Below are 18,382 nucleotides of genomic sequence, written 5' to 3'. Positions count from 1 at the left end.
ATGGATAAAAAATTGATTGTGGTCGCTGCGGCGACATTGGCGCTGGGCATTGGTGTGGGCTCGATGTGGTCGGGCACTGCCTCCATCGACGCGCATGCCGATGAAGCGGCGGATCACGCCGATCACGCTGAAGAAGGCGCTGCGGCTGAGCATGGCGAAGAAGGGCACATCGAATTGAGCGCCGAGCAAATCACTGCTGCCGGCATTCAATTGGCTGAAGCGAAACCGCAAAACATCAGCCTCGGCTTGCCGTTCCCCGGTGAAGTGCGCTTCGACGAAGACCGCACCGCTCACGTCGTGCCGCGTGTGCCGGGGGTGGTCGAGGCGGTCTCGGTCAACCTCGGGCAGACGGTGAAGAAGGGCCAGTTGCTGGCGGTGATCGCCAGTCAGCAGATATCCGATCAGCGCAGCGAACAAGCGGCGGCGCAACGGCGTTTGGCATTGGCGCGCACAACCTATGAGCGAGAGAAGAAACTCTGGCAGGACAAGATCTCCGCCGAGCAGGATTTCCTCCAGGCGCGCCAAGCGTTGCAAGAGGCGGAAATCGCCGTAAGCAATGCGCGGCAAAAGATCAGCGTGCTCAGCGGCAGCGTGGTCGCCACCGGCGGCAATCGCTACGAATTGCGTGCGCCGTTTGACGGCGTGGTGGTGGAAAAACACCTGACGCCGGGTGAGGTGGTCGATGAAACCACGGCAGCGTTCACGCTCTCGGATCTGTCGCGGGTGTGGGTGACGTTCGGCGTTTCACCGAAGGATTTGACCAAGGTGCAAGTGGGTAAAGCGGTCACCGTCAGCGCGCCGGAATTGAACGCGGAAGTCGTCGGCAGCGTGGCCTATGTCGGCAGTTTGCTCGGCGAACAAACCCGCACTGCAACCGTGCGCGTGACCCTGGAAAACCCGCAAGGCTCATGGCGCCCCGGCCTGTTCGTCACCGCGCTGGTCGCTACCGAAAGCCGCGAAGTAAAAGTCGCTGTGCCGGAAACCGCGATTCAGACGGTCGAGGACAAACCCACGGTGTTCGTGCGCACCGACGATGGTTTCGAAGCGCGCCCGGTTGAGTTGGGCAGTCGCGCGGCGGGCCAGGTGGAAATCACCCAAGGGCTGGAGCCGGGCGCGCAAGTCGCCAGCGCCGGCAGCTTCGTCCTTAAATCGGAACTGGGCAAAGCCTCAGCCGAGCATAGCCACTGATCCGGAAGACTCCCATGTTCGAACGCCTGATCCAGTTTGCCATCGAGCAGCGCATTATCGTCCTGCTCGCCGTTCTGCTTATGGCCGGCCTCGGCATCGCCAGTTATCAAAAACTGCCGATCGACGCCGTGCCCGACATCACCAACGTCCAGGTGCAAATCAACACCGGCGCCGCCGGGTTCTCGCCGCTGGAAACCGAACAGCGCATCACCTTCCCGATTGAAACCGCAATGGCCGGTTTGCCGGCACTGGAACAGACCCGTTCGCTGTCGCGTTCGGGCCTGTCGCAGGTGACGGTGATCTTCAAGGACGGCACCGACCTGTTCTTCGCCCGTCAGTTGGTCAACGAGCGTTTGCAGATCGCCAAGGAGCAATTGCCCGAAGGCGCGGAAGCGATGATGGGGCCGATTTCCACCGGGCTCGGCGAGATCTTTTTGTGGACTGTGGAAGCCAAGGAGGGCGCGCTCAAGGACGACGGCACAAGCTACACGCCGACCGATTTGCGGGTGATTCAGGACTGGATCATCAAGCCGCAATTGCGCAACGTGCCGGGGGTGGCCGAGATCAACACCATCGGCGGGTTCGCCAAGGAATATCAGATCGCACCGGATCCGAAACGGCTGGCGGCGTACAAGTTGACGCTCACCGATCTGGTCACGGCGCTGGAGCGCAACAACGCCAACGTCGGCGCCGGGTACATCGAGCGCAGTGGCGAGCAATTGCTGATTCGCGCACCGGGGCAAGTGGCGAGCACCGAGGACATCGCCAACATTGTCATGGCCAACGTCGACGGCACGCCGATCCGCGTGAAGAACGTGGCGACGGTAGAAATCGGTCGCGAATTGCGCAGCGGCGCGGCCACGGAAAACGGTCGTGAAGTGGTGCTCGGCACGGTGTTCATGCTGATCGGCGAGAACAGTCGAACGGTTTCGCAAGCGGTGGCCAGCAAGCTTGAACAGATCAATAAATCACTGCCGGAAGGCGTGATCGCCGTGCCGGTTTATGACCGCACGCACCTGGTCGACAAAGCCATCGCCACGGTGAAAAAGAACCTCATCGAAGGCGCGATTCTGGTGATCGCGATTCTGTTTTTGTTCCTCGGTAATATCCGCGCGGCGCTGATTACCGCGATGGTGATTCCGTTGTCGATGCTGTTCACCTTCACCGGGATGTTCAGCAACAAAGTCAGCGCCAACCTGATGAGCCTAGGCGCGCTGGACTTCGGGATTATTGTCGACGGTGCGGTGGTAATCGTTGAAAACACCCTGCGGCGATTGGCCCATGCGCAGCAGCATCATGGGCGTTTATTGACCCGCGCCGAGCGTTTCAAAGAGGTGTTTGCGGCGGCGAAAGAAGCGCGGCGACCGCTGATTTTCGGGCAGTTGATTATCATGGTCGTGTACCTGCCGATTTTCGCGTTGAGCGGCGTCGAAGGGAAAATGTTCCATCCGATGGCGTTCACCGTGGTCATCGCTTTGCTTGGCGCGATGCTGTTGTCGGTGACCTTTGTGCCGGCGGCGATTGCGTTGTTCGTGACCGGCAAAGTCAAGGAAGAAGAGGGTGCGGTGATGCGCGGTGCACGTCGCGTTTATGCGCCGGCGCTGGCCTGGGTGATGAGTCATCGCGCTGTCGCAGTGAGCGCTGCGTTGGCCGTGATCGTGCTCAGCGGCGTGCTCACCAGTCGCATGGGCAGCGAGTTTGTGCCGAGCCTCAGCGAAGGGGATTTTGCTCTGCAAGCGTTGCGCGTGCCGGGCACCAGCCTGACGCAATCGGTGGATATGCAGCAGCGACTGGAGAGGGTGATTCTGGCGAAAGTGCCGGAAGTCGAACGCGTCTTTGCCCGTACCGGTACTGCCGAAATCGCTTCCGATCCGATGCCGCCGAACATCTCCGACAGCTACGTGATGCTCAAGCCGAAAGAGCAGTGGCCGGATCCGCGCAAGTCGCGCGAAACCTTGATGGCCGAGTTGCAAGCCGCTGCGGCGACGCTGCCGGGCAGCAACTATGAGCTTTCGCAACCGATTCAGTTGCGCTTCAACGAACTGATTTCCGGGGTGCGCAGTGACGTCGCAGTGAAGGTGTTTGGCGATGACATGGACGTGCTCAACGCCACGGCGGCGAAGATTGCCGCAGCCATGCAAAAGGTCAACGGCGCCTCTGAAGTCAAGGTTGAACAAACCACTGGCTTGCCGGTGCTGACCATCAATATCGATCGCGACAAGGCGGCGCGTTATGGGCTGAATGTGGGGGATGTGCAGGACACGATTGCCGTTGCGGTGGGCGGGCGGCAGGCGGGGATTTTGTATGAAGGCGATCGTCGTTTCGACATGGTTGTGCGTTTGTCCGATGCCATGCGCAAGGACATCGACGGGCTCTCGGCGCTGCTGATTCCGGTGCCTTCTGTGAATGGCACGGCGAGTCAGATCGGTTTTATCGCCCTCAAGGAAGTCGCCAGCCTCGACCTGGTGCTCGGCCCGAATCAGGTCAGCCGCGAAAACGGTAAACGCCTGGTGATCGTCAGCGCCAACGTGCGTGGGCGTGATATCGGTTCGTTTGTCAGCGAGGCTGGCGCAGTGATTGAGCGTGATGTGCAGGTGCCAGCTGGTTACTGGACGAGTTGGGGCGGCCAATTCGAACAACTGCAATCGGCGGCCAAGCGTTTGCAGATTGTCGTGCCAGTGGCGTTGCTGTTGGTGTTTGGGTTGTTGTTCATGATGTTCAACAACCTGAAGGATGGACTGCTGGTGTTTACCGGGATCCCGTTTGCGCTGACCGGCGGCGTGATGGCGCTGTGGCTGCGGGATATTCCGCTGTCGATTTCGGCGGGGGTGGGGTTTATCGCGTTGTCGGGTGTGGCGGTGTTGAACGGGTTGGTGATGATTGCGTTTATTCGTAATTTGCGCGAGGAGGGGCGTTCGCTTTCCGATGCCATTAACGAAGGCGCACTGACACGCTTGCGGCCAGTGTTGATGACGGCGTTGGTGGCATCGTTGGGGTTCATCCCAATGGCCCTCGCGACTGGCACCGGTGCTGAAGTGCAGCGTCCGCTGGCGACCGTGGTGATCGGCGGGATCCTCTCCTCGACGATCCTCACACTGCTGATCTTGCCGGCCCTCTACCAACTCGCCCATCGCCGGGATGAGGACATAACCCCTATCCCATAAATCAACAAAAACCCCTGTGGTGAGGGGATTTATCCCCGATGGACTGCGCAGCAGGCCCGCTTCTTTTCTGGATCAAGAGAGGGGCCGCTGCGCGCCCCATCGGGGATAAATCCCCTCGCCACAAGGGTTTTTTTCAGCCTGGGGATTTGGCTGTTTCGGCAGATAACGGATCTGTAATTTCCCCGCCACCGTCACGAAAGGTTCACCTTGTTACCTTGATCCCGTCAGCTACTTAAACGAGGAATCAACCATGAAACTTGCCCAACTCAGTGCCTTCGCAGCCGCGCTCGCGGTGTCTTCCCTGGTCATGGCCGAAGGTGGCGGTGATCGCACTTTCGAAAAAATGATGGCCGCCAACGACCGTTCCGTCGAACTGTTCGTCGCCAAGGAACAGGCCCGCGACCCTGTCGTGTTGAACGAGAAAAAAGACGACAAAACCAAAGCGCTGTAAGCGTTCGGAACGTGACCAAGCCTGTCATCGACTGCCGATGCCGGGCTTTTCGATGAGGCAATGGACATGAAGATTTTTAAACGGATAGCGTTCGCTGCAGCGATGGCAGTGTCGGTGAATGCACTGGCCGAGGGCGGCGGTGATCGCACCTTCGAACGCGCGCTCAGCGCCAACACCAAAGCCATGGAACAGTATGCCGCCAGCCAGGGCAAAGCGCCGCCGGTGGTGAAGGATTACGCGTACGGGATGAAGCTCGACGTGGTCAAAGTGGTGAGCGTGGTCAAGCCTGAGGCGGCCTGCGCCGTGGTGCCGACGGCGATGACATACGAAGATTCGAAGGGACAGCTCAACACAATCAAATACAGCGTGGCGGGCGTGTGTCGCAACGGCGGAACCTGAAAAAAACCACAATCCCCTGTAGGAGCTGCCGGAGGCTGCGATCTTTTGATTTTGGTTTTTAAGATCAAAAGATCGCAGCCTTCGGCAGCTCCTACAGTGACTGATTTCACAATCACGGTGCGTATTTCAATTCGTGATGTTTAAAACCTGTTTGGGAAAAGTCGAACCTTCCCACACTGTTTTCAGGTTGTCCGTCGGACGTCGGCCCTCTAGCCTGTGTCGGTCGCTGCCAATTCAGCGATCGGGATTGGAACCCCGGAGAACGTATCAGCGCCATCGCGTCTTTCATGACGTATGCTTGCGCACTTTCATGGTGTGCAGCTTGTTATGGCGGCTGTGCGCGGGAGACTTTCGAGTCTGCCGGGTTTCTCCGTTCCCCGGGTTCCAACCTGCGTACAGCTGCCACCCCTTCGCGTGGAACCGAAAGGGGCAGCTTCAATGTTCCGAAGGAGAAAACATCATGATAAAACCAACACCAAACCCGCCCGAAACCGATCCCGTTCCGGATGCAAACTCAACATCCCCCTACGCCGCCGTCGACACCAAAAAGCTCCACGCCGCCGCCGAACGCGCGCTCGATTTCTACCTCAATCCTGCGGCCCAGATCATGTCCACGCCCTACACGCCAAACGACATGTTCTACGTCAATCCCAAAGCCGACACCGAATCCCTGCTGGCCAACGCCTGCGAATCCCTCGCCTCGGCCACTGTCATGCTCGGCGACTTCGCAGCCTTGCTCGAAGGCACGCATCGCAAGACCCTGCTGGGTATTGCGCAAGTGGTCATGCTTGGTGAATTGGCGGTAAACAGGGCACTGGATAACGTCGACCCCACCGCATAACCCCTGTAGGAGTGAGCCTGCTCGCGATGGCGGTAGGTCAGGCAATGAAGAAGTTGACTTTGCCGACGTTTTCGCGAGCAGGCTCGCTCAGAGGGTCTGATGTGGAAAGGTTTTTGTCATGTAAACCCATGAATCAAGGACAGATCCACAAGTCTTCAGGAGTTAAATCGACGCATAGCCTGCTGACCGTAAATTGGACCGCCCATCTCTTGGAGAACCCTGTTGAAAAATCCGCGTTTCATTCTCGGTGATGGGGTGGGAGACGCTGCCTTTTCGAACGTAAGAGAATAGCGGCCCAAAACAGGTTCATCTGCTAACGCTTCGTGTTTCAGCTGACCATCCGATATTCCAATCTTGGCTTCAACGATGGTAGCCAATTCCAATCCGGGGACTACATCACCTTTATCGTTTTTCAATAGGTAGTTGACGCTGGAAGTTATGGTGGCACTTTTATCGTTGTGGATGTGTATGTTATGCGCCAAATCTTTTCCGCCGGGCGTGTATTTGCTCATGTCCAGATGTTTGAAGACGACCGCGGTTGAGGGGGCCAGGTTTACTTGATGTGCAACTTCAGATATTCGAGCGCGATTGTGAACGTTGGTTTCTATTTTCGCGAATACGTCTAATTTTTCAACAGTTGTTTCCGCCTCTGATAAATCAACGTTCATACCGGCCAATCCCGATTCGCCTTCACCCACCGAAATCGAGTAACGTCCTCTCGTCAGGTCTGCTATGAATCCATGCGAATAACTACCCGTTAAGCTAGGAAAGGATTGAGTCACGTCTGTTGCTGTTTCGTTCGAGTCGGGGTTAGGGTGGAAGTGGTCGGAAGTTTGTGTCCAGTTCACATTGATGATGTGTCTCCCCTCTCGCCGAACGTATGATTCATGGTAGATGACTCCTGCTTGCCGTATTACGTACTGATCGAGTTCGGCTCCCATTCTGCTCGCAATGGGTAGCTCTTCTGCGAGGGAGGCGAAGAGATCTTTGAATGTCACCAAGCCTAATAAATCGATATGAGTTGAGGGGTTGTTTTTCACCATTTGATAGCTATTAAGCCCATCAATTTGCCCTGCAGGATCAGCGGTTAGCCAGCGCTGTAACCAAGGCGCGTAATACCTGAAACCATAATAATAAAGCCCTGTGGCATCTCGCTCTTGCCCCGAATAACGCACGGTTTTGTAACTCGCCTCAACTTCATCGCGCCCGGCAAACCATGCGGTCGTACCGAAAGGGTGATAGCGCTCCTGGCTGATGATGTCGCCTGAGCTGTCCAGTTCGAGCGCGCAGGAACCGAGATGATCATTAAGGCTGTAGCGATATTGATCGTTGGCGATGTCTTTGGGTGGCTCGGACTCCCAATGCAAAACCCGCACGCTGCTTCGTCCGGTCTGCACGATGATCACCTGCAACGCTTCCCCCGTTCCGCTGTGGGTGCGCAGTTCCAGACCTGGCATATAACGAACTTCCGAAATCAGCGTTCGGGCGTTGGTTTGCACATCGCGCACTTTACGAACGCGCATACCGTCGGCGCCGTAAACGTAACGCTCACGGTCATTCGCCACGGGGCTGACTTCGCGCAATTGGTTGCGCAGATCCCAGCGTAGAGATTGCCCCGGTTGCAGGTTGAGCAAATTGCCGCTGCTATCAAAGCTGTTGCGAAAGTCCTCTTCGCTCGGTTCCACGCCATTGATCACCGGCAAACAGCGATTGCTCTGCGCAGCCGCCACCAGTCGATGACCGTGACCTTGCGGCCCGTCATGCGTCAGTTCCAGCAGGTTTCCGCCACGGTCATAGCGGTAGGATTGCGAATAGTTGGCGCACGACGCCGGATCGTCAAACCGCGAAAATGTCGGGCCTTGATTAGTACCGCCAGCCTCCCATCCCGTCGCGTTGATCAGCTGATAGAGGCTGTCGTAAACGTAGCGATTAACCGGCTCAACCCGCTGATTAGCAAAGTAGCGAACGGGCAGGGCGGCGTCTTCGATGCTGAGCACGTTGCCGACTGGGTCGTAGACGTAACGCAAATCTTGCAGAGCGTTGCTGCCACGTTTGGCCTGCAACCGCGAAAGCCGACCGTCGTCAGCGGCGTATTCCAGCGAGGTGATCACGTCGTTGCCGGCGGTTTCCCGCTCAGTCTGACCGTGGGCGTTGTACTGAATGGCGCTGACCAATACCTTCGGCGCGACGTCCTTTGCCAGTTGCAAACGAACCTCGTGCAACAGGCCGTCGACAGCGTGGCTGATCATCTGCCGGTTACCTTTGGCGTCGGTTTGTTCGATGGCCTCGCCCTGCGGGTTAAACCGTGCGCGCGCCTTGAATCCGGCTCCGGGCTCAAGCAACGTGTCTCGCTCGGAAACGGACGCCGGCCAGTCGGGTGATTCCAGCGTCTGCAAAAAATGGCGTGTCTGCTGTAACACCTCACCCGCCAAACCGAACTGTTCGAACAGCTGTGTACCCGCCGCATCATCGTGGCGAATCAGTTGTCCGCACTGGTTACGCGCGGAAAATGCCGGATTGTCGTCGCCATAGGCAAAACGCTCGGTGCACAACAACTCGCCATCAACCCCCTGCTCAAACACCGTCAGCGGTCGAACCTGATCGTCATATTCCGTCCTGCGCTGACGTCCCCGACCATCCCAGCCCGACACAGTCTGATCGGCCCCTCCCAATAAACTGAGTTGCCATCCGGCATCGACGCTGAGACTGCTCAACACTTTCCCGGACAACGAATAGATCGACACAAGATTGGCCGGTGCCGAAGCATCCGCCATCAACCGCGGATCCCGCTGCGCCACCAGACGACCAGCCGCATCATGTTGCTGAGTCGTTACCCGCGCCTCAGGCTCGTTAAGATCCTGACGCCAATACGCAATCTGGCGCACCAGCAAGCCACGACTGTCATTTACTACGACGTTTGGGGTAACTGAATCGATGCTCATCGTTTACCCTTATTGAAGTGCGCCACATCTAAATAATACGAACGTAAAGAACACTCGGAAATCTATCGATCAATGGAGTATTGCTACAGCTTAAAGAGTGGCGCGCATGTTGGGGCTTTACACAATAGCTATTTGTAAAACACCAAGAAGTTAGCCATGCCTCTTTGTAGGTCGCGAGCTGTTTTTACATCGGCCATAAAGCCACGGTCACGATTGATTGCACCTAAAACTGTTGAGGCGCCGCCATCCAAATTTACTGATCTTCCTGGAACAGAATTCAATGAATCCAGTCTATTAGTGACGTGCGCCCATTCAGTTAGGGTGTAGCCTGCAACGTCGTACTCCTTCCCTCCGGGGACTCGCCCGAGGATCAATCGAGTCCTCGGGTTTGTTGAGCCAGTTCCCGCGAAACTGATCGCTGATCTTGAGTTGGGATCGCCCGCGTGACCAAGATTTCCTGGAAGATTGTCGTCGGGATCAAATTTAAATCTTGGTTCTAGAAGTTCGTCGGTTGTGAACAACTGTCTGCCGCTACCCGATAGTTGTGGTGCTGAATGAAACATCGACCCGTCGCTCATGGTAACTGAGGTATATTTGTCCGCATAGGCTCGGGGGATAGGCAATTCCGGCATGTGCCGTCCATCAATAATACTCTTTCCGATGGTGGCATGTTCGGGGGCGGAAGCGCTGACCCTGTTTAACATGTTAAAAAAGGCACCATTTATGAAAGCTATATTTTGAGAATTTCCTGTACCCGTTGCGGCGTGGATATCACTCGGAGTCATGGCCTTCAGGGGAAGTAGCGAATCTTTACCTGCAAGTTTACTTTGATAACTGCTATCTATCGAAAGATAGTCAATTTTACGTAAAGTCAATGCTTGCCTTTCCAAATTTATACCCATAGAAGCCAAAGTCTTCTCGGGCGCAGCAATACTCACGTAGATCATTCCAGGGGCGATCGTTCTTACCCTGACTGGCCACCTGTCAGCAATAGCCTTGTCCCATTTATCGCGGGCCCATACATGACCGTGATCGACGTATTCCGGTTGAAGGCCTTGATGATCTACCATTGCAATAGGATTGTTTCTTACCATTTTGTACATATTTAAATCATCTATGTATCCCGCCGGATCAGGATTAAGCCAGCGCTGCAACCACGGCAGGTAATACCTGAAACCATAATAATAAAGCCCCGTGGCATCTCGCTCTTGCCCCGAATAACGCACGGTTTTGTAACTCGCCTCAACTTCACCGCGCCCGGCAAACCATGCGGTCGTACCGAAAGGGTGATAGCGCTCCTGGCTGATGATGTCGCCTGAGCTGTCCAGTTCGAGCGCGCAGGAACCGAGATGATCATTGAGGTTGTAACGATATTGATCGTTCGAAATGTCTTTGGGTGGCTCGGATTCCCAATGCAAAACCCTCACGCTGCTGCGTCCGGCTTGAACGGTGATCACCTGCAACGCTTCCCCCGTGCCGCTGTGGGTGCGCAGTTCCAGACCTGGCAGATAACGAACTTCCGAAATCAGCGTTCGGGCGTTAGTTTGCACAGAGCGCACTTTACGAACGCGCATACCATCGGCGCCGTAAACGTAACGTTCACGGTCATTCGCCACGGGGCTGACTTCGCGCAATTGGTTACGCAGATCCCAACGCAAAACCTGCCCCGGTTGAAGGTTGAGCAAATTGCCGTTGGCATCGAAGCTTTTGCGAAAGTCCTCTTCGCTCGGTTCCAAACCATTGAGCACCGGCAAACAGCGATTACTCTGCGCAGCCGCCACCAGTCGATGACCGTGACTCTGCGGCCCGTCATGCGTTAGTTCCAGCAAGTTGCCGCCACGGTCATAACGGTAGGTTTGCGAATAGTTGGCGCACGATGCCGGATCGTCAAACCGCGGAAATGTTGGGCCTTGATTAGATCCGCCAGCTTCCCATCCCGTCGCTTTGATCAACTGATAGAGGCTGTCGTAAACGTAGCGATTGATCGGTTCGACTTGCTGATTAGCAAAGTAACGGATGGGCAGGGCAGCGTCTTCGATGCTCAGCACGTTGCCCACCGGATCGTAGGCATAGCGCAAATCTTGTAGAGCTTCGCTGCCGCGTCTGGCCTGCAAATGCGTCAGCCGACCGTCTTGAGCAGCGTATTCCAGCAAGGTGATCACGCCGTTGCCGGCGATTTCCCTTTCAGTCTGACCGTGAGCGTTGTACTGGATGGCGCTGACCAATACCTTCGGCGTGACGTCCTTTGCCAATTGCAGACGAACCTCGCGCAATTGGCCGGCGAGGGTGTGAATGGAAAACTGTCGGTGACCTTTGGCGTCGGTTTGTTCGATGGCCTCGCCCAGCGGGTTAAACCGTGCGCGCCCAGTGAACCCTGCGCCGGGCTCAAGCAACGTGTCACGCTCGGAAACGGGCGCCGGCCAGTCGGGGGATTCCAGCGTCTGCAAAAAATGGCGTGCCTGCTGTAACACTTCACCCGCCAAACCGAACTGCTCGAACAGCTGCGCACCGGCTGCATCATCGTGGCGAATCAGTTTCCCGCACTGGTTACGCGCGGAAAATACCGGATCGTTCCCGCCATAGGCCAAACGTTCGCTACACAAAAACTCACCATCAACCGCCAGCTCAAACACCACGACAGGCCGAACCTGATCGTCATACTCCGTTCTGCGCTGACTCCCTCGACCATCCCGCCCCAATACAGCCTGATCCGCTTCCCCGAACAATCCAACCCGCCACCCGGCATCCACACTCACCGTGCTCAACACCTTCCCGGACAGCGAATAGATCGACACAAGATTCGCCGGCGCCGCAGCATCCGCCATCAACCGCGGATCCCGCTGCGCCACCAATCGCCCGGCGACGTCATGCTGCGCAAGGGTGACCCGCGCTTCAGGCTTGCCGAGATCCTCACGCCAATACGCAATCTGCCGCACCGGCATTCCACGGCTGTCATTCGCCGTCAGCTGCGGGGTCTGCGTATCAAGCCAAATACTCATATGAATGGAAATTTTTTCCGCCGTTGTTCCGGCGGCGGCTCAAACAAATCGTTCTCATCAAACGCCACGTTGCACCAGATCCAGTACCACGTCTCCCGTCGCAACGGTTTCATTTGCGGTGGATTGCCCTGGAGCATTTTTTTCGCCAGCACCGTTTCAGTCGGGCGACCGGCTGCATCGTAAAACTGCTGGTCGTGGAAGGCATGCTCGCGCATCGAGCGATCATTGATGTAGCGCGGCTGATCGGCAAAGTAGGGGCGATAGATCCGCACGGTCTCGCCCTTGTTGTTGTATTCAACCGGCTCGCTGACACGCCAGCGTCGTGGCACCTCGGCTTCTACAGGCTTGCCGTCGGAGTCGAGGATCAATTCACCGTTGTCGCCCACTTGCCACGATTTCCCCGGCTCGACTTCCTGTTTGGTTTGCAACGTTCGACCAAAACCATCCCAGCAGGCGATGCTGACCCGCACTTGCATCTCCGGATCACCGGGGTAGCGGTCAGCCAACATCGCGACGGCATGGATCGGTTCGCGGTGGGCCGCGTCGAGTTGTTCCTTGAGGATTTTCTCGTTTGCGTCTGGGGTTTGCACGGCGGCAAGATGCTGCCGCGCTCTGTCGCAGAAGTGGCCGCCGGGCAGGATGAATCCTTCACGTCTGGCCCATGCCTGCCATTCAGGGGAGGGCGGTGAGGTGCGTGAGACATGGCCCATCCAGCTGAAAGGATCGCTGAAGCTGACACTGGCGAAATTGCCGATGGCTTTTTTCGGGTCGGCAATGGCAATCGCCGGGTGGCGGTCGGGAGGCGGGACGTAGGTTTCCAGTCGATCAAAACCCACCGGCAGGCCTAATTCCGTGCCGTGGAAACTGGTGACCAACACTTGGCCTAATGCGTCGTAACGCGCCTCCTGAATATTGCGGTTGGCGTCTTCGATGGCGGCCGGCAGAAAGCTCCGGTAATCCACATCGAGCGTGCGGGTGGTGCAGCCATCGGGCAGGGTGACGGCATTGGTCAGGCACCAATAGTCGTCGTAAAAGACCTGGGTCTCACCGTGGCTAAGGGTTTCGCGATACTTCTGGATGTTAAAAAAACCATCCAGCGCGTGATAGGTGGGGAAGCCTTTGCGCACCGACCACAGGTAATTTTTTGCATCGTCCGGATCGGTCGGTGGGGTGTTTTTCACTTCAGGCAGGAACAGATCCATGATGTGGTAACCGACTTCCGGTGACTCGAGTTTTTCTTTCAGGTTGAAGGGCATGTTGCCCTCGGCGTCCTTGAGTTTGTCGTAGGCGCTGAGGGCGATGGCATCCAGCTCCGCCGTTTCTATGTGCGCGGGCAAACCTTCGAACGTCGCTTGGCCGGGTGCAAGGGGCTGGTTGTTGGCGGGGTTCATGTAGAGCTGCATCGACAAGCCTGTGAGCACGGATTGTTTCGCCCACGCGCCGTCGTCGGCGATTTGTCGCAGAAAATACTCATGGGTGATGTTGGCGGCGGTGAGCGCCGATTTGTCGAGCACCAGTGCGTTGCCGCGCGCCTGATAGGGCAGGCCAAGGCGCCAGGCTTCTGGATTTGGCAGGTGAAGGTGCAGCGCTTTAGTTTGCGTCAGGTACCACTTTTGCTGGGCATCGTCGTGGGCATCCTTCCACCAGGTTTGGTGATATTCGTCGCTGAACGGCGGTGTATCGCTCAAGGTTTTGCGCCGTGCGTAGTGCACGGTAAAGCCATGAATGACGCTGCCGTACTCATCCCATTCCAGGTTCAGTGTGTGCTGACATAGCGGGTCATCGGCGATGTCTGGCTCGTATTGATAACTGATCGATTCCAGGTCAAGCGGCTGCACCACCGCGTAAGGATTGTGCTCACCTTTGGGCCGCAACACGCGCACGGCGACGCGGCTTTCCTGAACAGCGTAAGGCACGGCAGTGGCGGGATCGTCGTCTGCGGCGTAGACCTCCGAGCGCAGGACTCTGCCGCTCAGGCAGCGGGCAATTTCGCGCTGGAGGTCTTCGTCTGGTGACTCGATGGGTTGCGCCGCGTGATCGTGTAGCAGCGTGGGTTGCAGGGCTACCGCAGACGGGTCGCCCGTGTAATAACCGTCGCGGGAAGGGTCGATATCCTCGCCGGTGTGGAACCAGGTTTTGCTCAGGATCGGTGCGGTGAAACCGGCGGTTGCGCGTTCGGCTTGCGTCGCTTCGGTATCGGTCTGCGTGAGCAGGCGAAAGCCACGGAACTCGCGCTCGAAGCGGTCGTAATAACCGCCGCGATAACTGAAACCCTGCGTCAGCGTGTTGCCGGTGATGTCATCGTGCTGGGTCTGCTGCTTGACCACATGCAACGCCATGGGCAATTGGGAGATCGGGTTTTCGATGCCCGCCGCGTGTTGCTGGTTTTTTTCATCCAGCCATTCCTGCGCCGAACTGCGGTAGGTCACGCCGCTGCTGGAACCCATGTTGTTGCAGGTGCGGTTGACCAGATACGGCTTAGCTTTGACGAAATCGTAGCGCCAGTGTCGAGGGGCCATGTACGGCACCGTCACGATCAGGCTCGAGCAACCCAGCCCTTGCAGGTCGGCGGTGCTGACCTGGGTAAGTCGGTCGTAAAGCACGCCCTGGGGCCACGGCAGGTCGACACTGCTTTGCTCGAATCCGTTACCGGCGTGGTTCATGAACACACGCAGACGCTTGGGTTCCAGGTAGATCAGATCGGCCGCGCCGGAGCCGTCGAGATCGGCCAACAGAACCTGTGCCGCATTGAACTCGCTGTAGGTGAACGGCAGCGCGCACAGCACGAAACCTTTGCCGAAGCGCCCGCGCCCCAGATTCGGCCAGACTTTGACTTCGTTGTGGCGGATGCGCACCAGATGCTGCTGGCCACTGCCGAGCAGGTCGGCGAACGCGACCACTTCGGTTTGCGTATGCAGCAATGACGGCAGCTCATCGTCGTCACCGTCGGGCAATTTATAACGATGAGGCACGTCGACGCCGTCGGCGAACCCGTGCTCGCGGCGATTGGCATACAGACGCACGCTGTTGGTGCCGATCAGTGCGAGGTCGCTGAGGCCGTCGCCGACCAGATCGGTCAGGCGTGACATTGAATGCAGGAATTCGTTGGGGAACGCCTTGAAGGGAACGTAGTTTGACCAGTCGCGATCCGGGCCAAGGGTAAAAAAGCCGTGCATACCGGGCATGGCGATCACCCAGTCGAGCTTGCCGTCGCCCGTCAGGTCGGTCAGCGATTGGTGAATCGCTTTGCTGCTGTCGGCCACCGGAATGTTTTCCAGCCGTTTCCAGTCGCTGTAGCAGACGTCGTCGCCGCCACTGTCGCAGCGCAATGGTTCGCGGTAATACCACGCTTGATCATAACGACACAGCACCCCCGGCAGGCCTTCGCCATACAAGTCGACCAGTTGATAGAACTGGCCGTCATTGAGCCCGGGCATGTCGGGAAACTGTGTCCAGCCCGGATGTTTGGGGTCGAGCTCGCAAGCGTTGTAGCCGAACTCCATGGGCGGGCGACTTTCGACCTGACCGAGTGCGTCATACGCTTGAATGTGCGCGGCAGTCAGATGGTTGTAGCCGAGCGGGTTGGCCCGGTGCTCGAGCAACAGGCGCTGCACCAGCACGGGCGTATCGCCGAGTTCTTTGGGAAAGTGATGAAACATCAGCACTTGCCGGCACAGGCGCTGGGTGCCCAGTTCAAAGCCGTAGCTGTAATTCCAGAAGGGATCGCTGCGTACAGGCCACGGTTGTGTTTCTGCGTAGGCGGGGGCGGTTTCCAGGGTAGTGCTGCGTTCGCCGTAATCGAACAGTAAATGGAAGTGCCATTGCTCGGCTTTCCAGCTGTCGGTGACCCAGGCGTACAGGTGCGGATGGGCCTTGGCGTTGCCGTAATACACGCATTTGAGGTAGCGCTGCGCGCGGTAGTCGCGCAGTTGCGGCGGGGCGGGGGCGTCAGTTTCCGCTTTGTATTGGTAGACGATGTGCTCGCCGCGCGTGTTGAGGCTTTCGTCGATCATCCACGCGCCGACGCGCAATGGATCGGCCGGGTCGGCTCGGCGTGAGTCGGGAGTTTTGCCGTAGATATGCAGGCTGCCATCGGCACCGTGAATCAAAAAGAATCCACTTGCGTCGGTGGCGGTTGACCAGTGCTCGATGAGGCTGAAAGCCCCTTCAACTCTCGGCCAATAGCGCACCACCTTATGCTGTATGCCCAGATCGGTGCCGTTGTAGCGCGTGACGTTTCTGGAGATGACGCTGCCGTCGCCGTCACTGCGCTCGGGCATCCACATATCGCCGCCGGGGCCGGTGACAATATCGTTGCCGGTGTAGGCCGGAACGCCCTTGGTTGTGCGCAAGGTGATGGCGTTGGCCGTCAGATGCCAGCCGATGCCGAACGGGCTGTTGCCGACATCACTGCTGTAACCCAGCCCCAGCGGCGGGGCAAAACCACGGCCGGGGGAAATCGGCAGGGGCAATTCAAGCGATGCCGCGCCGGTGGTGCCGACGCCGCCCCAACCCTTGCCGATGCTTTGAATGGCTCCGCCCATTTTGGGCAGGGAGGGAGTGTTGATCTGCATCGTTGACTGTTGCTGCGGTTGCTCACTCATAGCGAACCGCCGTTGCGTCTGGCCGTGAAACGTATGTAAGCGATGATGGAGGTGGCGACGGCCATATCAGTGAATCTCCCTGCCAGATGGGTGGCATCGATAGGATGCCCGGCGGGTTAACGCTAGCGGTAAAGACTGGCGGTGTAACCTGTCAGACCTGACAGGGTGGTGCAGTTTTCTTAGATCAAATTCGCTCAACAGATAACCGATCTATCGCCAAAACTTGTAGGAGCCGGTGCAGGCTGCGACCTTTTGGTTGTGTCTTTCAAGATCAAAAGATCGCAGCCTGCACCGGCTCCTACAGGTTTTTCGTGTTTCACAGAGTAAAAAAAGGCGCCCCGAAGGACGCCAAAAAATTCACCTCTTTCCAAAGGAGCAAGGAGCTTCTAAAGGTGAATCTGATCGCTCATGAAATTCACAGAATCGCCAGCGGGTATTCGACGATCACCCGCACTTCTTCCAGATCGGACTCGAACGCTGTGGCGCGGGTCGTGGCCTGACGCAAACGCAGTGACAGGTCTTTCATCGAGCCGCTTTGCACCACGTATTTGACTTCAACATCGCGCTCCCAGCGCTTCTGATCGGTAAGCGGATTACCCTCCGCGTCGCGGCGCATGTACACAGCGTTGGCGTTGGAATAGTCAGCATCGGTGCCGCGACCGTAACGGGTCATGAACGACAGACCCGGCACGCCGTACGGGGTCATGTCGAGGTCATAGCGCACCATCCAGGAACGTTCTTTGGGCGAGTTGAAGTCGCTGTACTGGATGGAGTTGTCGAGGAAGATCGAGTCGGACTGGCGCAGGTAATCGAAGTCGTCGTTGCCGTTGTTGCGCTGGTGGGAGAGGGCGACAGAGTGGGCGCCGAGTTTGACGCCGACGCGGCCGCTCCAGATGTTGTTGTCGAATTTGCCGAGGAGTTGTTTACCCTCGTCGACGGCCTTGTAGTAGTTGAGGTCGCCGAACAATGACAGGTCATCTGCCAATGGATACGTCCATGCGGTGCCGGCGTAGTACTGATTCCAGGCGTCCTTGAGGCGGCTGGAATACAGGCTGAACGTGAGGTTTTTGTTCAGCGCGTAATCTCCGCCGCCGTAGGCGATCCACGGCGAATTGACCGGGCCGGCGTAGAAGGTGGCGAAGTTATCGTTGAGGTCGCTGGAGGTCGGTTGGCTCATTGCATGCAGTCGACCGCCCTGTACCGACAGGCCTTCGATACTGGTGTTGATGGCTGTCACGCCTTTGAAACTCTCGGGCAGCAATCGCGAGTCACCAGCGGCGACCACCGGGGTGGCGGGGAACACATCGCCGACCCGCACGATCGTATCGAACGCGCGCACTTTGGCGGCGCCGCCGAATTTGGTGTACTCGTCCTGCGCCTGGCCATCGCTGTTGACCGGCAACACATCGAAGGAGCTACGAGCGCCGTTACGGCCGTCACCGGTGTCGAGTTTCAGGCCGATCATGGCAAACGCATCAACACCGAAGCCGACGGTGCCTTGAGTGAATCCGGATTCGAACTTGCTGATTACTGCGTGCGCCCAGGCTTCGGAATAGCCATTGCCGGTAGGGCTGGACTGGCCGTTGCGGTGATCACGATTGAAGTAGTAGTTGCGGTTGAGGACGGTGAGGCTGCTGCCTTCGATAAAGCCTTCGGCTTTTTCCTCCGCCACTACCATGGATGATCCGGCGCTGATCGCCACCGTTAAAGCGGCCATCGATATTTTTGTAGGGTTAAGCATCAGTCACTCCTGGAGTTCGGCAGAACGGGAACGTGCTTCGGCGTGAGTTTTAT

Annotated in this window: 9 protein-coding genes; 5 read left to right on the top strand and 4 right to left on the bottom strand. The window is 57.6% G+C overall.

The window, feature by feature from the left end; translation table 11 throughout:
• The 5 genes from AD669_RS16515 to AD669_RS16495 all read left to right on the top strand — a co-directional run bounded on the left by AD669_RS16515 (position 1) and on the right by AD669_RS16495 (position 6,043).
• Positions 1 to 1,188: an efflux RND transporter periplasmic adaptor subunit gene (locus AD669_RS16515; RefSeq protein WP_053121651.1), complete on the top strand. Its 1,188-nt coding sequence runs from the start codon at positions 1 to 3 to the stop codon at positions 1,186 to 1,188.
• A gap of 14 nt (positions 1,189 to 1,202) precedes the next feature.
• Positions 1,203 to 4,352: a CusA/CzcA family heavy metal efflux RND transporter gene (locus AD669_RS16510; protein WP_053121649.1), complete on the top strand. Its 3,150-nt coding sequence runs from the start codon at positions 1,203 to 1,205 to the stop codon at positions 4,350 to 4,352.
• Between the two features lie 250 nt (positions 4,353 to 4,602).
• A complete protein-coding gene (locus tag AD669_RS16505) occupies positions 4,603 to 4,803 on the top strand; it encodes a co-regulatory protein PtrA N-terminal domain-containing protein (protein ID WP_053121647.1) in 201 nt (66 codons plus the stop codon).
• Positions 4,804 to 4,869: 66 nt separating this feature from the next.
• Positions 4,870 to 5,202, top strand: coding sequence for a DUF2790 domain-containing protein (locus tag AD669_RS16500; protein ID WP_053121645.1), 333 nt, complete (start codon positions 4,870 to 4,872; stop codon positions 5,200 to 5,202).
• Positions 5,203 to 5,662: 460 nt separating this feature from the next.
• The gene (locus AD669_RS16495; protein WP_053121643.1) at positions 5,663 to 6,043 is read left to right on the top strand and encodes a DUF6124 family protein; all 381 of its coding nucleotides are present in this window, start codon (positions 5,663 to 5,665) and stop codon (positions 6,041 to 6,043) included.
• A gap of 155 nt (positions 6,044 to 6,198) precedes the next feature.
• Here the strand turns inward: AD669_RS16495 and AD669_RS16490 are convergent, their stop codons facing one another.
• The 4 genes from AD669_RS16490 to AD669_RS16475 form a co-directional block, all read right to left on the bottom strand.
• Positions 6,199 to 8,985, bottom strand: coding sequence for an RHS repeat-associated core domain-containing protein (locus AD669_RS16490; RefSeq protein WP_053121641.1), 2,787 nt, complete (start codon positions 8,983 to 8,985; stop codon positions 6,199 to 6,201).
• A 128-nt stretch (positions 8,986 to 9,113) separates the two neighbouring features.
• Complete coding sequence (locus AD669_RS16485) at positions 9,114 to 11,984, bottom strand: RHS repeat-associated core domain-containing protein (RefSeq protein ID WP_082341457.1); 2,871 nt, start codon at positions 11,982 to 11,984, stop codon at positions 9,114 to 9,116.
• Positions 11,981 to 16,588: a SpvB/TcaC N-terminal domain-containing protein gene (locus AD669_RS16480; RefSeq protein WP_053121640.1), complete on the bottom strand. Its 4,608-nt coding sequence runs from the start codon at positions 16,586 to 16,588 to the stop codon at positions 11,981 to 11,983. Before AD669_RS16480 ends, AD669_RS16485 begins: the two co-directional genes overlap by 4 nt.
• Positions 16,589 to 17,003: 415 nt before the next feature.
• Positions 17,004 to 18,329 (bottom strand): OprD family porin, encoded by a 1,326-nt coding sequence (locus tag AD669_RS16475; protein WP_053121639.1) that lies wholly within the window; start codon positions 18,327 to 18,329, stop codon positions 17,004 to 17,006.
• Positions 18,330 to 18,382 lie beyond the last annotated feature (53 nt).

Source organism: Pseudomonas sp. P1.31 (assembly GCF_001269815.1).
Taxonomy (GTDB): Bacteria; Pseudomonadota; Gammaproteobacteria; order Pseudomonadales; family Pseudomonadaceae; genus Aquipseudomonas; species Aquipseudomonas rustica.
Note: the sequence above shows the minus strand (reverse complement) of the source record. Positions and strands in the feature narration are given on the sequence as shown.

Coding starts and splice junctions, on each gene's coding strand:
- AD669_RS16505 (WP_053121647.1), top strand. CDS start 4,603: ATGAAACTTGCCCAACTCAGTGCCTTCGCAGCCGCGCTCGCGGTGTCT.
- AD669_RS16475 (WP_053121639.1), bottom strand. CDS start 18,329: ATGCTTAACCCTACAAAAATATCGATGGCCGCTTTAACGGTGGCGATC.
- AD669_RS16495 (WP_053121643.1), top strand. CDS start 5,663: ATGATAAAACCAACACCAAACCCGCCCGAAACCGATCCCGTTCCGGAT.
- AD669_RS16485 (WP_082341457.1), bottom strand. CDS start 11,984: ATGAGTATTTGGCTTGATACGCAGACCCCGCAGCTGACGGCGAATGAC.
- AD669_RS16490 (WP_053121641.1), bottom strand. CDS start 8,985: ATGAGCATCGATTCAGTTACCCCAAACGTCGTAGTAAATGACAGTCGT.
- AD669_RS16480 (WP_053121640.1), bottom strand. CDS start 16,588: ATGAGTGAGCAACCGCAGCAACAGTCAACGATGCAGATCAACACTCCC.
- AD669_RS16500 (WP_053121645.1), top strand. CDS start 4,870: ATGAAGATTTTTAAACGGATAGCGTTCGCTGCAGCGATGGCAGTGTCG.
- AD669_RS16510 (WP_053121649.1), top strand. CDS start 1,203: ATGTTCGAACGCCTGATCCAGTTTGCCATCGAGCAGCGCATTATCGTC.
- AD669_RS16515 (WP_053121651.1), top strand. CDS start 1: ATGGATAAAAAATTGATTGTGGTCGCTGCGGCGACATTGGCGCTGGGC.